A 13,992-nucleotide genomic window follows, 5' to 3' on the forward strand; every position below is an offset into this window, starting at 1 on the left:
TGAACCTCCCGCGGGACCAGAAGCGCCTCCCGTGCTATAACCCCCCTCCTATGTCTGAACGCACCGATGGACCCCTGGGCGACAGCCCGGCGATCCAGGCCCCGAAAGGGGCGCTATTTTCGATATTTCTCATTGTCCTGGTCGATTTTCTCGGCTTTGGGCTGATCATTCCGTTGTTGCCATTCTACGTGCCAGATTACGCCGAGAACCCGATGAAGGTCGCGCTGATCTTCTCGATCTACTCGGTCTGCCAGTTCGTCGGTGCGCCGATTTTGGGTTCGCTGTCCGACCGCTATGGCCGTCGACCGGTATTGATCTTTTCGCAGATCGGTAGCGCCGCGGGGTACGTGCTGCTGGGCGTGGCGTCGATGCCGGGATGGTTCGACCCGCAGACGCGGCTGATGCTGGTCTACCTGTCGCGCGTGATCGACGGCTTCACCGGTGGCAACGTCGCGACCGCGCAGGCCTACATCTCCGACGTCACCACATCGGAAAACCGCGCCAAAGGCATGGGCATGCTCGGGGCGGCGTTCGGGATCGGCTTTTGCCTTGGGCCCTTCCTCGGTGGCGTGCTGGGGGCATACAACGTCAGCTGGCCCGCCTACGCCGCCGCCCTGCTGGCAACGCTGGCGGCGGTCACCACGTTCTTCAAGCTGCCCGAATCGCACACCAACCGCTCGACCACGGCTCGCTCGCAACATTGGCTGAGCCCCAAGCGCGTCCTGCCCGTGTTGAAGAAGCCAATCGTCGGCCAACTGCTGTTGATCGCGTTCGTCTCGATGGCGGCGTTCGTGATCATGGAAGCGACCGTCGGCCTGTTCCTGGCCAAGATCTGGGAGATAGAGGACCAGAAGACCGCTGCCCGCTTGACCGGGTGGTTCTTCGGATACGTCGGCCTGATCATCGTGATCGTGCAAGGCGGCCTGATCGGTCGGTTGACGACGCGCTTCGGTGAGTGGCGGCTGGCGATCGCCGGTGCGCTGTTCGTCGCGGTTGGGATGGGGTTCTACATCAGCGCCGGTTGGTGGCCGACGATCTTGATGATCGCGCTCGCCGGCGCCACCAATGCGATCGGCCGCAGCTTACAGGGGCCGACGCTGTCGTCGCTCATCAGCAAGTACAGCGACCCGCGGGAACAGGGCGTGGTCTTCGGTTTGTACCACGGCCTGTCGAGCATGGCCCGCGTAATCGGCCCCTTATTGGCAGGCCTGACCTACCCCTACCTGCACAACACCGGCCAATACTGGACGGCCGGCTTCATCGTGCTGATCGTCGCAGCCTGGACGGTTATCGTCCGCGCCCAAGCCCACGCGCCGGCAGGCGACACGATCAACAACCAATCCGTCGCCCAAGCCGCGGTGGCGGAGATCGAGTGAGGTGAAGTTCGTTTTGAAACAGCTCACGCGTTTCCCGTCAGAACCTCCACTGTCATCGTGAGAGGGTGTTCAATATCACTGCCGAGACCGCCTTTACCGTGGCATGGGCGTCTCGCCCATGCGTGCAGTTGTGGCGAGCGGCTTCATTTGTTGGTGCCGGCGCGTCCGAAGCAAGTGGCATAAATAGCGCCTTCTGCCCTGCTGACATGCATGGGCGAGACGCCCATGCCACGGTCGGAACGAGCGCCGCCGTGTTATTTTATTAGCTATGAGGTACTCCGAAGGATCTCTTCCGTGTGCGCGTAGGTCGGCAGAGAACGCGAAGGTGCGAAGGCAGACGCGAAGATTGGCGAAGGGTGTTGCGCGATTCTTCTTCAACCGCGCACCGGGAGCGTAGAAGTGGATAGCGCGCTCTTTGACAACTGAATACGCGGTGCCGGTAGCGCTCACCGGCGGGCCTTGCGATCACCCGATGGTGCACAATGGTGCAAAATGGTGCACGGATTCACGTTTTCGCTTGCCCAAACTGCCGCCGCGACCAAGCGTCGTCCCTCTTCGTCGCGGTCCTTCGCATCCTCCTTCGCGCGTTCGCGTTCTCTTCCACGTCCGCCGTTGCGCCAGCGGCGATCAGTGAAAGTCGCGCGAGCGAACCTGATGCGGGGCGATCATCTGTTGCAGGTCGTGCATGCGTTTGACCATCACGTGGATCACCTGCCCCTGCCGTTGCACGTAACCGTCGGCCGCCACCATCTGGGCATGGCGGGCGGCGGGACGGTAGCGGTCGAAGATGTCGGGCTTGATGATCAGGTTGACGATGCCCGTCTCGTCCTCGATCGTCTCGAACACGATGCCCGCCGCCGTACCGGGGCGCTGGCGGATCAGCACGAGGCCGGCCACCTTCACCCACGTGCCCTGCCGTCGCTGGTTCAACTGCGCCGCGGTGATGATCTTTATCCGCGTTAGTTCAGCGCGCAGCAGGCCGACCGGGTGACCTTTCAGCGACAGGCCGATCGTGTGGTAATCGGTGCGGACCTCCTGCTCGAGCGGCATGGGTGGCAGGAACAGGGACAGCTGTTCGCCCGGCGCCAGCGCCGGTTGTACGCCGGGCAATGGGGCGCGATGTTCGGGCAGTGCCAGCGACGCCCACAGCGCTTGCCGTCGGCCGAGCGATAGCGACCCGAACGCATCCGCCTCCGACAATCGCTCGATCGCCGACACCGGCAGGTTCGTTCGCTCGTGAAACGCGTCGACCGACGCAAACGCGCCGCCGACGTCCCGCGCCTGCACGATCTGCTGCGCGTGGGCGACGCGGAACCCCCGCACCATGCGAAACCCCAACCGCACCACCGGTCCGCCTTGGCCCCACGTGCGTTTGTGATCCGCGTCGGCGGCGTAACCGACCGGCACGTCTTCCAGGGTGCAGTCCCAGTCGCTGTGGTTCACGTCGACCGGGCGCACCGTCACGCCGTGCTCGCGGGCGTCGCGCACGATCTGGGCGGGCGCGTAGAAGCCCATGGGCTGGCTGTTCAACAGCGCCGCGCAGAAGGCCGCCGGGTGGTAGCGCTTCAGCCAGCAACTGGCGTACACCAGCAGTGCGAAACTGGCCGAGTGGCTTTCCGGGAAGCCGTACTCGCCGAAGCCGCGCAGTTGGTTGAAGCACTGTTCGGCGTACTGTGGCGTGTAACCGTTGGCGACCATGCCGTCGACGATCTTCCGGCCGAACGTCTCCATCGCCCCGCCGCGCTTCCACGCCGCCATCGCCCGGCGAAAGCGGTCGGCCTCTTCGGCGCTGAAGCCCGCGCCCACCATGGCGACGCGCATCGCCTGTTCCTGGAACAACGGCACGCCGAGCGTTTTGCCCAGCACCTGTTCCAGCGCCTTGCTGGGATAAGTGACCTGCTCGTCGCCGTTGCGCCGGCGGAGGTAGGGGTGGACCATGTCGCCCTGAATGGGCCCCGGGCGCACGATCGCGACCTCGATCACCAGGTCGTAGAACTTGCGCGGGCGCAAGCGCGGCAGCATCGACATCTGCGCCCGGCTTTCGATCTGGAAGACGCCGACCGTGTCGGCGTCGCAGATCATGTCGTACACGTACGGATCCTCCGCGGGGATCGCGTACATCTCGATCGCGCGCGTGCCGGGCGCGCGGTAGCCGTTGATGATCGCCAGGCACTTGCTGATGCAGGTGAGCATGCCCAGCGCCAGGATGTCGACCTTCAGGATCTTCAGCGCGTCGATGTCGTCCTTGTCCCACTCGATCACGGTGCGGTCGGGCATGGTGGCGTTCTCGATCGGCACCATGTCGGCCAGCGTGCCGCGCGTCATCACCATGCCGCCCACGTGCTGCGACAGGTGCCGCGGGAACCCCAGCAGTTGGCCGCTGAGCGCGATCACGGTGGCGATCGTGCGGTCGTTGGGGTCGAGGCCGACCTCGCGCAACTTGTCGGGGGTGAGCGTGCCGCGGTCCCACCAGTCGAGGCGCTTGGCCATCTGGTCGACGGCGTCGGCGCCGAGGCCCATGGCCTTGCCAACGTCGCGCACCGCCGACCGCCCACGGTAGGTGATCACCTCCGCCGTCATCGCCGCCCGGTGTCGACCGTACTTTTCGTAGACGTACTGGATGACCTCCTCGCGCCGCTCGTGCTCCAGGTCGAGGTCGATGTCGGGGGGCTCGTCGCGGGCGGCGCTGACGAAGCGTTCGAACAGCACGTCGATCCGGCTGGGGTCGACCGCCGTCACCCCGATGCAGTAGCAGACCGCGCTGTTGGCCGCCGACCCGCGCCCCTGGCACAGGATGCCGCGGCTGCGCGCGTAGCGCACGAGGTCGTGGACGGTCAGGAAGTAGGCCTCGATCTTCAGCTGTTCGATCAGCACCAGCTCGTGCGCCACCTGCTGGCGCACCGAGCCGGGCACCCCATCCGGATACCGCTCGGCCGCCCCGGTCCAGGCCAGCTCGGCGAGGTAACCGATGGCTGTCCTGCCCGCGGGCACGACCTCGTCGGCGGGGTACTCGTAGCGCAGCTCGTCGAGCGAGAACGAGCACCGCTCAGCGACCTCCACCGACCGCCGCAACGCCAGTGGCAGGTCGCGGAACAGGTGGCGCATCTCCTCCGGCGACTTCAGGAACCGCTCGCCGTTGGGGAACAGGCGATAGCCCGCCTCCTCGATCGTGCAGCCGTGCCGCACGCAGGCCAGCATGTCCTGCAGCGGGCGGCGCGACTCGTCGTGATAGTGGACGCCGTTCGTCGCCAGCAACGGCACGTGACGCGCGCGGCCCAGCGACACCAGCTCGCGCAACCGCGGCTCGTCGCGTGAGCCGTACAGCTGCGAGACGACCAGCGACAGCCGGTCGTCGTCCCCGATTGCCTCGCACAGCTGATCGAGCGCATCGATGATCGCGTCGCGGTGCGCCGGTGGCGACTCGGGATCGATGCTGCCGGGGTCCAGCGCCATCGAGAGCCCGTCGGTGTGATTCAGCAGGTCCGCCAGGCGCAGATCGCACGTGCCCTTGGTCGCGCGGCGCTTGCCCAGCGTCAGCAGGCGACACAGGTTCGTGTACCCACCGCGATGCTCGGCGAACGCCAGCACGTCGGGCGCGTCGGTAAAGCGCAGCCGCACACCGACGCACAGCTTGAGCTTCGCCTGCTTGGCCGCCTCGTGCGCACGCACGATGCCGGCAAGGCTGTTGACGTCGGCAACGCCGATGCACGCGTACCCCAGCGCCGCGGCCTGGCCGATCAATTCGTCGGCGTGCGACGCGCCGCGCAGGAACGAGAAGTTCGTCACCACGTCCAGCTCCACGTACCCAGTCGGCGTCGCCGTTGCGTCGCGTGGCGATACGACTTGCCGTGGGCGAAGTTTTGCGTCGGGCTGTTCAGGCATGACGTGCGGTTCCCTCGTTCACTCGAACACCCCGTGCAGGAACCAGCGCCCGCTCTCGGCGACGCGGAACAGCCAGTAGCGGCCGCCAGCCTCGTCGATCGCGTCGAAGTAGTCGCGCGTCTTCCACCGCCCGCGCCACCACTGCCCGGCGATGCGCTCCGGCCCGCGCACGTGCGACAGGCGATGGACGTGACCGGCGTCGTCCGTGAACGCCACCGGCCACCCGTCGCGCCGGGTGGATGGCGTCACCGTTACCCGCACCTCGCGCGGGCTGGCGAACAGCCGCAACGGTCGCGCTGGCGCCGCGGGATGCGCCGGCCCCGCATCCGCCCTGGCCTTGGGGTTGGCAGCGATGTGACCGTGGCCCGCGAAGGCACGCTCGGGCGCGTGCGATGCCACCAGCGATACGCGCTCGACGTCCTGTGCCATCCGCGCGTCGAGCCGTTCGATCAACCGGTCCGATTCCCGCGCGACGCGCTCGTGCTCGCCACCGATCAGCGCCTCCTGCTCGCCGTGCAATCGCTCGGTGGTCGGCGCCGCCAGCCCGACGCTGAGGAAGCCGTCGTTCACCTTCACCGTCTCCAGCGTGCAGCGCAGCAGGTTCAGCAAATCGCCGCCGCTGCGCGACGGTCGCGTCAGCTCGATCGTCTTCTCGAGCGGCGGCAGGTAAGGCTGACCGATGCTCACCTGTAACCGCCGCGCGCCCAGCCCCTGCCGTGCCAGTTGCGCCGCGACGCGCCGCACCAGCTCGGCCAGCGCCATGTGCAGCGCCTCCAGGGATTCCACGACCCCTTCAAACTCCACGATCGCCCGCACCGGCGTGCGATGTTCAAGGTAGACCAGCGGCTCGGGCACCGCGCCCAGCGCCTGGTCGATGCGCTGCAGCAGCGCCGGCCCGAACCGCGCCCCGAGCGACGCCCGCGGCAACCGGCGAAGTGCGGTGACGCTGGCGATGCCGAGCGCGCGCAACGCGCTGGCCGTGCGCAAATCGAGTCGCAACGCTTCCGGCGGCAGTGGCGCCAGCGCGGCGTCGACCTCGCCAGCCTCCACGATTGCCAGCGCATGCGCCCCACCGAACGCCGCGATCGCCCAAGCCGCGCCGGGCGTCGGCGCGATCGCGACGCCGGCGCTGATCTGCAGGCGGCGCAGCGCCGCGGCGACGCGCGCGTGCACGTTGGCCACGCCACCGAACAGGCGTTCCAAGCCCGTCGCGTCCAGGAAGATCGTCGCGGGCGGGTCGATCGCGACCGACGGGCTGAATCGCACCAGCCAGCGGGCCAGCGCCTCCAGCGAGCGACCATCGCTGGCAGGGTCGACGGGCAGGTCGATCAGGTCGGCGCAGTGCGCGCGGGCCTCGGTCAGCATCATGCCCGGCCGGACGATCGGTGGCACGTCGGGGCTGACGTGGACGATCACGTGCCGCTGGGCGATCGTGTCGACGAGCGCCAGCGGTTTACGCCGTAGCTCGGGCCGTCGTCGGCAGAGCCGGTCGATCGGCCACCGTTTCAGGTATACGCAGAGCGTTCGCATCGTCACGGTCCACCTCCAGGAGAACGACCTCACCCACCCGTCCTCCGTGACCGTGCAGCAGTTCCACGCTCCATCGCTGAACGTCCCGATCCCCCACCGCCGGCCGCGCCAGCCACCGCGTGGCGGCGGCGTAAAACGCACCGGGCACGTGCGGTCGCATGAACACACCGATGCCACCCCCCCGCTCCGCCGCCAGTTGCAGGCGACGCGCCGCGACGCGCGACAGGCGCGCGCCTGGTGCCGCGATCGTCGCGCTAACGCCACGGCAGCGCAGGCACTCGGTCAGCGCCCACAGCTCGTCGATCAGCGTGCGCGGGCGCAGCACGATCAACCGCGACAAATCCACCCCCGCCGCCACCAGCGCCGGGGGATACAGCTCACGTGACGGATCGCTCCAGACCAGGCAGCCCCCCGCCTGCTGGGCCGCACGCGCCAACCGCACCGCCAGCAGCTTGGGCGTCGGCGCCAGCGCTGGCGACAACAACTCATGCACCGCCCCCCGGCGAAACTGCCCGGTGGGCGCCAGCCCGTCCCACCCCGCCAAACCCGTCCGAAACGCCCCCTGCTCCGGCGGCCCCTGCACCAGCGCATCCAGCGCGTGCCGCAACTGCGCACGGCTCACCACCACACCAAACTCCTTCCCAAAAGTTCGCATTATGTTAGGGTATTGATCCGGCCGCCCATCCGTCAATGATTTCCATATCAGATTGGTTTGTCTGTAGTTAAACCCGCGCGAGCTTCAACAGGCGATCTACGATGAGACCGCTTCCGCTGGGGTTAACAGCCATCAACCGATCAACTAATAGTGGTGGGTCGTCCGACAGAAAATTAAACAGCCGCATCAACAAATGCCGGGAACCCTGTTGCGCAGCAGATGACGCGCACCATCCGCCGAAGGACTCGCCCTTCTATGGCATCTCGGTCAAGTCCACAGAAATGATCGACACCGGTGAGACCGGCGACAAACGAAAAAGCCCTTTGACGATCGTCAAAGGGCTTCGTGCATCTTCAAAGTCGGGGCGACAAGATTTGAACTTGCGACCTCTTGACCCCCAGTCAAGCGCTCTAAACCAAGCTGAGCTACGCCCCGAACTGGCGAAACGAGAGCATATTCTATTTTGGAACGCGCGACAAGCCGAAGGCTAGCAATCGGCCCATCCTAGCGTGGAAGTGCGTTCCCCAGCGTCAGTTGGCGCTGGAGTTGGCACTGGCCCACTGGTCGTAATTCTGCATGGCCATGTCGAGCGTGATCGCCAGTTGCTCGCCGGTGCCCCCCTTGATGACGGCATTCTGGATCAGGCGTTGACGGTGCGATTCGCGCAGCTTCTGGAACTGCTGGCTCATCAACCGCTCGCGGATGCCGGCCTGCACGGCCATGTCGCCGAACGGCGTGACGGTGCCGTCCTGAATCGATTCGACCTTGGCGATGTAGAACGCCCCACCGTCGGCGATGACGTCGGTCACTTCGCCGGGCTTCGTGGCCCAGACAGCGTCCTCGACCTTCTCGTGGACGTAGCTGTCCTTCTTCATGTCCTTCAGCAAGCTGCCCGTGCGGCGTGCGATCGGGTCGTCGTTCGCCTCGGAGGCCGCCAGTTCGGCGAAATCTTCGGTAAGGGCGCGCTGGCGAATCTCACGCGCCCGCCGCTCGGCGGCGTCGCGGCCGCCGTGCTGCTTCGGGTCGATCTTGATCACGCGGAACGTCGCCTGGCCGAACTGCGTGTACAGGTTCGCGTTGCCGTCGTAGTACTGACGCATGTCGGCGGCGTTCACGCGGATCAGCGGCATCAGCTTGCGCCACGTGAAGACCTTCACGAGGTTCTGCTGGTACTGCTTGCGCACCTCTTCGTCGAACTCCAGCCCCTGCGAGCGGTAGTTCTCCAGCGCCTGCTGCACCGATCCGCCCGCCCGCGTGATCTCCTGCAGGCGCCACTGCATGGTCATCATGTCGGCGCTACGCTTTTCTTCCTCGTTCAGCCGACTCTCGGCCGCGGCGATTTCGAGTTCGTTCATCACCAGCGTGTCGATCTGCCGCTTGATCAATTCCCCGGCCGCCTTACGAAAGTCGTCGCGATCGAGCTTGCGCGCCTCGGCCGCCAATGCCGACTTCAACTGCTTGATCACCTGATCGGCGAAGATGGGGTTGCCGTTCACCTCGGCCACGACGAAGCCGACGACCTGGAAGCCTTCGTCTTCGTACTGCTGCGTCACAGGCGCTCCGCCATTCAACGACGTGGGACCCGTCGTCGCAGGCGCGGGCGCCGGAGTGGGAACCGGCGCGGGCTTGGGCGCCAAGATCAGCGGTTCAGCCGGCGTCGACTTTTCGGGCCGCCGGGGCGCGTCGTAATCGATCACGCCGGGCTTATCTAGCGGATGGTCCGGCGGATCGGCTGCTGGGTTTTGATTGGAATAGAACGACGACGGCGTCAGCGGCTGCGCCGAAGGGGTAGAACGGCACCCGCCCACCAGGGTGGTCGCACAGACGGCCGTCGCCAGCGTAACGCGCCATGAATCCATGCTCACCACGCTATCGTCCTCCCGCCACCGCGACAAGGCCGCACTTCTACGCCGCGTGCGGCGCGCTCAGCGCCTGGCAGATCTGTGCGGTCGCCTTGCTCTTGTTCAGCGTGTAGAAGTGAATGCCATCGACGCCGTTGGCGATCAGATCTTCACACTGGCGCGTCGCGTAATCCACGCCTGCGGAATAGACCGACTCCGCGTCCGCCTCCAGCGATTCCAGCTTCAACAGCAACGGCTGCGGGATCTTCGCGCCGCACATGCCCACGAATCGCTTGATCTGCGCCACGTTCCCGATCGGCATCAGCCCCGCGACGATCGGCACCTTAATGCCAACCGCCCGCGCGTTGTCGCGAAAGCGGTAGAAGTCGGCGTTGTCGAAGAACAGCTGGGTAACAATGAAGTTCCCGCCATTGTCGACCTTGCGCTTCAGCCATTCCATGTCGCGCGTGAGGTTCAAGCACTGCGGATGCCCCTCCGGATACCCCGCAACGCCAATCGAGAAGTCGTGCCGCTCGCGGACGAACTTCACCAATTGATCGGCATAGGCAAAGCCCCCTTCGGTCGCCACGAACTGCGACTGCCCCGCCGGTGGATCACCGCGCAGCGCCAGCACATTGCGAATGCCCGCGTTCCAGAGATCGTCCAGGATCGAACCGATCTCATCCTGTGTGTGTCCCACGCACGTCAGGTGGGCCATCGATCGAATGCCCGCATCGTTCTGGATCTTCTCGACGAGCTCAACCGTCTTCGCCCGCGTGCTGCCACCGGCCCCGTAGGTAACGGAGACGTAGCTCGGCTTCAGCGGCTTCAGGTCCTCAATCGTCTGATAGAGCGCGTTGAACCCCGCCTCGTTCTTCGGTGGGAAGAACTCGAACGAGATCGTCGGTTGACCCAGGCCCAGCAAGCTGTCGATGCGCATGTGAAATCCCTTTCCCGAACCGTCCTCTATTCTACATCACTTCCCTCGCTTGTCCATCCGTTTACCCGGATGAACGGATCGTTTGTTTCTGGCCCGTCCGTTGCCTACAATTTTCTCCTATGGCACTGGCATGGCAACAACCGTTACCGCCCATCTACAGCGAACTGTCCGACGCCGAACTGCGCCTGCGCATCGAGCAGGCCCGCGAGGCGCTCGGTTCGAAGTTGGTCATCCTCGGGCACCATTATCAGCAGGACGACATCGTCGACTTCGCCGACTTCACCGGCGACAGTTTCGAACTGTCCCGCAAGGCCGCCGACCAGACTGGCATCGACTACGTCGTCTTCGGTGGCGTGCACTTCATGGCCGAGTCTGCCGACATCCTGACGCCCGAACACGTGCGCGTCATCCTGCCCGACCTGGGTGCCGGTTGTTCCATGGCCGACATGGCCAACCTCCCCCAAACCGAGGAAGCCTGGGCGCAGCTGACCGAAACCTGCCCCGATCAACTGATCGTCCCCATCACCTACATGAACAGCAGCGCCGCCATCAAAGCCTTCGTCGGCGAACACGGTGGCGCCGTCTGCACCAGCAGCAATTGCCGCAACGTGCTCGAATGGGCCCTGCGCGGTGGGGCCAATTCCGCCGCCCTGAAGCCCGGCCAAAAGGTGAAGATCCTTTTCTTCCCCGACCAGCACCTGGGCCGCAACACCGCCTACGCCATGGGCTACCCGCTCGACCAGATGGTCGTCTGGGACCCCCGCCAAGACCTCGGCGGCAACGACGAACAGAAACTCATCGACGCCGACTTCGTCCTCTGGAAGGGCCACTGCTCCGTGCACGCGTTGTTCCGCCCGGAACACATCGACGCCGTCCGGCAGAACCATCCCGACATGAAGGTGATCGTCCACCCCGAGTGCAAGTGGGAGGTCGTCCAAAAGGCCGACATGGCCGGCAGCACCGCCTACATCGTCGACCAGGTCCGCAAGGCCCCGCCCGGCACCGAATGGGCCATCGGCACCGAGGTGCACCTCGTCAATCGCCTGAAAAACCAACACCCCGAGCAGAAGATCGTCGTGCTCTCCGACTGCCAGTGCCTCTGCACCACCATGTTCCGCATCGATCTGCCCCACGTCTGCTGGGTGTTGGAAAACCTGCTGGAAGGCCGCGTGGTAAACGAGGTGAAGGTGGACGCCCACACGCGCAAGTGGTCCTTGGTGGCCCTCGAGCGCATGCTGAGCATCAAGGGCACCGGCAACCCTTTAATGAAGCAGCAGCCCGCCGGCACGACGGTGGATTAGGTTGTGTCCGAGAACGCGCCTTGTTTGCCACAGGCGGCTTGCCCGCCCGTGTCCTGCTCTATCAGCCAAAAACACGGGCGGGCAAGCCGCCTGCTGCGGCACACTCTCTTAAGACGGAACGTAGTCGCGGGATACGATCGGGGAGGCGTCCCGTCTTGCGAGGCGGTCGGAACAGATCGTCTGGATTGCGGACAAAGCCTTGCGCTCGGCACTCCCCCTCCGCTTGTCCTACCCCGCCAGCAGTTTCATCGGCTCGGCCAACTCGACCCGACCGATCGCCCCGCTCACCTCATCACCCCGCCCCCGCCCTCACCCAAACGGCAGCACCACCGCCGTCACCCCCGCCCACGCCCCGCCATCGACGGCCACGATCCCATTGTCCGCCCCCGCCGTCAGCGTGACCGGCCCTGGCACCGGCGGCACCGATTGCGTCACCAGCCCGATGCGCACCGTCGCCGGCCCCTCGAGCGTTGCCCCGCCCGTGCCGATCAACCGGTCCAACATCGCCCCCGGATCGTTGACGATGATCGCCGCCCCATCGATCGCATCCACATCGATCGCCCTGCTGAACGTCAACGTCAACACCAGTTCCACGTCGCCGTCGTACACCGCCGACACGAGCGTCAACGGTTCCACCGGCGGCGCCGGCGGCGAAGCGGTCGTGTCCCGGCGCTTCCGATTGCGCTTGCGTTTCATAGGGACGAACGATTCCAGTCGCGACATGATGCACCTTTCCCAGGACGATATAGTTCAGTCAACCGCCCCGCGATTCCATATTTATAGAAAAAGAACGAGGGCGCGCTGCACCAGCCGCGCCGTTCGTCCTTCGTTTCACGGCCCTCAAAACACTAGGCCGCGATTTTCGGCGTCGTCACGTCCGACACGGTGGCGTTGCCGCCATTCATGCCGAGCTGGACGACGTAGTACGCCCAAGGGCCCATCGCCGTCGTGCGGACGGCCTGCACCTTGTAGGTCACGGTCGAACTACCCGCCGGCAACGTGTTGTCGACGAACTGCTTCGAACCGCTGCCACCGAGGTACACGTCCGGCCCACCGTCGATCGAGCGCCACACCTGATACATGACGCCGCGCGACCCGCGTGGATTGTTGTTGCATTTCCACTTCAGGTCGAGCGCGCCACCGTTCAGCGTGCACGAGAAGTCGATGGGCATGCCCGGCGCCGGCGCCGGTGACGGCGTCGCGCGCACGCTCAGGCCCAGCGTCGTCTTCTGCTCGTTCGTGACGGTCGGCGTCCCGTTGATCTTGTTGGTCAACGTGACGGCCATCGCCCGCAACGGGATCGCGCTGTCGTTGCGACCGACGATCGCTGCCGACGTGCGCGTGTTCGGGCTGTCGGCGACCGACCAAGCCGTCTGGTACGCCGCGTCCAACAACGCGTACGAGGCCGCATCGTCGGCCGTCAACCCGAACGCCGTGGGCGTCGCGGAAATCAACGCCGCAAAGTTGGCGCTTCCGGCACGCAGCGCTTCATACGTGCCCGTGTAAAAACTCTTGCTCATAAGAACCTCCCGTCTTCCCTCGCCCCGCGGTCACCCCGCGTGCGCTGGACGTGCCCCCGACCCTTAGCCACGGTGCGCGAGGGCATCGCCCTCGCCAAAATCCACCGCGCCAAGTGCGCCTCGGGCACACCCATTTCATCGAACGAAATGGCGCGTCGGTTTAGAGCGTGTTATGCACTTTCCAGCTCAGAAGCTGGCTTGGGTGCCACGGTTTGGTACGCCAAGCCGTGCCGGTACACGCAGACACGGCTTGGCGTACCAAACCGTGGCACCCAGCGTCGTCACGCCTGCGCTACTGGCCCCCAAAGTGCATAACACGCTCTAGACGCCCTGCTCAGATTGATGGTCCCACCCCACCCCACGGCGTCCAATAACTATAAATCGCCGTTCCTGACCCAGAAATGAAGTTTCCCCTTCCCCCAAACCCCGATCCGGACGCACCAAACTCGTTTTCGCGCACACCAAACCGATTTTCGCGCACACGAAATTCATTTTCGCGCACACAAAATTCATTTTCGCGCACACCAAACCGATTTTCGCGCACACGAAATTCATATTCGCGCACACCAAACCGATTTTCGCGCACACGAAATTCATATTCGCGCGCACCAAATCTGTTTTCGCGCACACGAAATCCTTTTTCGGGGAGGGAAAAGGTGACGGGGGAGGGAAAAGTTGACGCAGATCGATTACTCGGATTCGACGTGCGTCACCTTTGTTTTACCCATCGCCTGATTCTGACTGGACGCCGACAGCTTCTGCTCCGCCGCCAGGTGAGTCAGGAACACCCCGATCTCCCCGCCGCGCAGCTCGCGCGGGTGCCGCCAGTCGTCGCCCCGCTTGTGGAACCGCAGGAACCGATCGACCCACATCCAGTACACGTCGACCGTGTTTCCCGCCAACCGCTCCCTCGCCGCGACGCGAACGAACTGTTGATGCAGCTTCAT

The 13,992-nt window shown here is 65.2% G+C and carries 11 protein-coding genes and 1 tRNA gene; 2 read left to right on the forward strand and 10 right to left on the reverse strand.

The window, feature by feature from the left end; genetic code table 11:
- The first annotated feature begins 50 nt into the window (after positions 1–50).
- Complete coding sequence (locus tag VGN72_00950) at positions 51–1,376, forward strand: MFS transporter (GenBank protein ID HEV7297905.1); 1,326 nt, start codon at positions 51–53, stop codon at positions 1,374–1,376.
- A gap of 627 nt (positions 1,377–2,003) precedes the next feature.
- Here VGN72_00950 and VGN72_00955 read toward each other — a convergent pair.
- The 6 genes from VGN72_00955 to metF all read right to left on the reverse strand — a co-directional run bounded on the left by VGN72_00955 (position 2,004) and on the right by metF (position 10,224).
- Entirely contained in the window at positions 2,004–5,258 is a 3,255-nt protein-coding gene (locus VGN72_00955; protein HEV7297906.1) for an error-prone DNA polymerase, read from the reverse strand.
- 18 nt (positions 5,259–5,276) lie between these two features.
- On the reverse strand, positions 5,277–6,788 hold the full coding sequence (locus VGN72_00960; protein HEV7297907.1) for a DNA polymerase Y family protein: 1,512 nt from the start codon (positions 6,786–6,788) through the stop codon (positions 5,277–5,279).
- Positions 6,712–7,443 (reverse strand): hypothetical protein, encoded by a 732-nt coding sequence (locus tag VGN72_00965; GenBank protein HEV7297908.1) that lies wholly within the window; start codon positions 7,441–7,443, stop codon positions 6,712–6,714. Before VGN72_00965 ends, VGN72_00960 begins: the two co-directional genes overlap by 77 nt.
- 359 nt (positions 7,444–7,802) lie before the next feature.
- Positions 7,803–7,878: transfer RNA gene (locus tag VGN72_00970), tRNA-Pro, on the reverse strand.
- A 95-nt stretch (positions 7,879–7,973) separates the two neighbouring features.
- On the reverse strand, positions 7,974–9,302 hold the full coding sequence (locus tag VGN72_00975; GenBank protein HEV7297909.1) for a peptidyl-prolyl cis-trans isomerase: 1,329 nt from the start codon (positions 9,300–9,302) through the stop codon (positions 7,974–7,976).
- 46 nt (positions 9,303–9,348) lie between these two features.
- Entirely contained in the window at positions 9,349–10,224 is an 876-nt protein-coding gene (gene metF / locus VGN72_00980) for a methylenetetrahydrofolate reductase [NAD(P)H] (protein HEV7297910.1), read from the reverse strand.
- A gap of 119 nt (positions 10,225–10,343) precedes the next feature.
- On the opposite strand from metF, the gene nadA reads away from it, so the two are divergent.
- A complete protein-coding gene (nadA, locus tag VGN72_00985) occupies positions 10,344–11,525 on the forward strand; it encodes a quinolinate synthase NadA (protein HEV7297911.1) in 1,182 nt (393 codons plus the stop codon).
- 309 nt (positions 11,526–11,834) lie between these two features.
- Here nadA and VGN72_00990 read toward each other — a convergent pair whose 3' ends face one another.
- The 4 genes from VGN72_00990 to VGN72_01005 form a co-directional block, all read right to left on the reverse strand.
- Complete coding sequence (locus VGN72_00990; protein ID HEV7297912.1) at positions 11,835–12,248, reverse strand: hypothetical protein; 414 nt, start codon at positions 12,246–12,248, stop codon at positions 11,835–11,837.
- 125 nt (positions 12,249–12,373) lie between these two features.
- Complete coding sequence (locus VGN72_00995) at positions 12,374–13,045, reverse strand: hypothetical protein (GenBank protein HEV7297913.1); 672 nt, start codon at positions 13,043–13,045, stop codon at positions 12,374–12,376.
- A gap of 334 nt (positions 13,046–13,379) precedes the next feature.
- Positions 13,380–13,673 (reverse strand): hypothetical protein, encoded by a 294-nt coding sequence (locus VGN72_01000; GenBank protein HEV7297914.1) that lies wholly within the window; start codon positions 13,671–13,673, stop codon positions 13,380–13,382.
- A 61-nt stretch (positions 13,674–13,734) separates the two neighbouring features.
- Positions 13,735–13,992: phage integrase N-terminal SAM-like domain-containing protein (locus VGN72_01005; GenBank protein HEV7297915.1), on the reverse strand; the 258-nt coding region annotated here is incomplete at its 5' end.

The sequence above is a fragment of the Tepidisphaeraceae bacterium genome, from assembly GCA_035998445.1.
Taxonomy (GTDB): Bacteria; Planctomycetota; Phycisphaerae; order Tepidisphaerales; family Tepidisphaeraceae; genus DASYHQ01.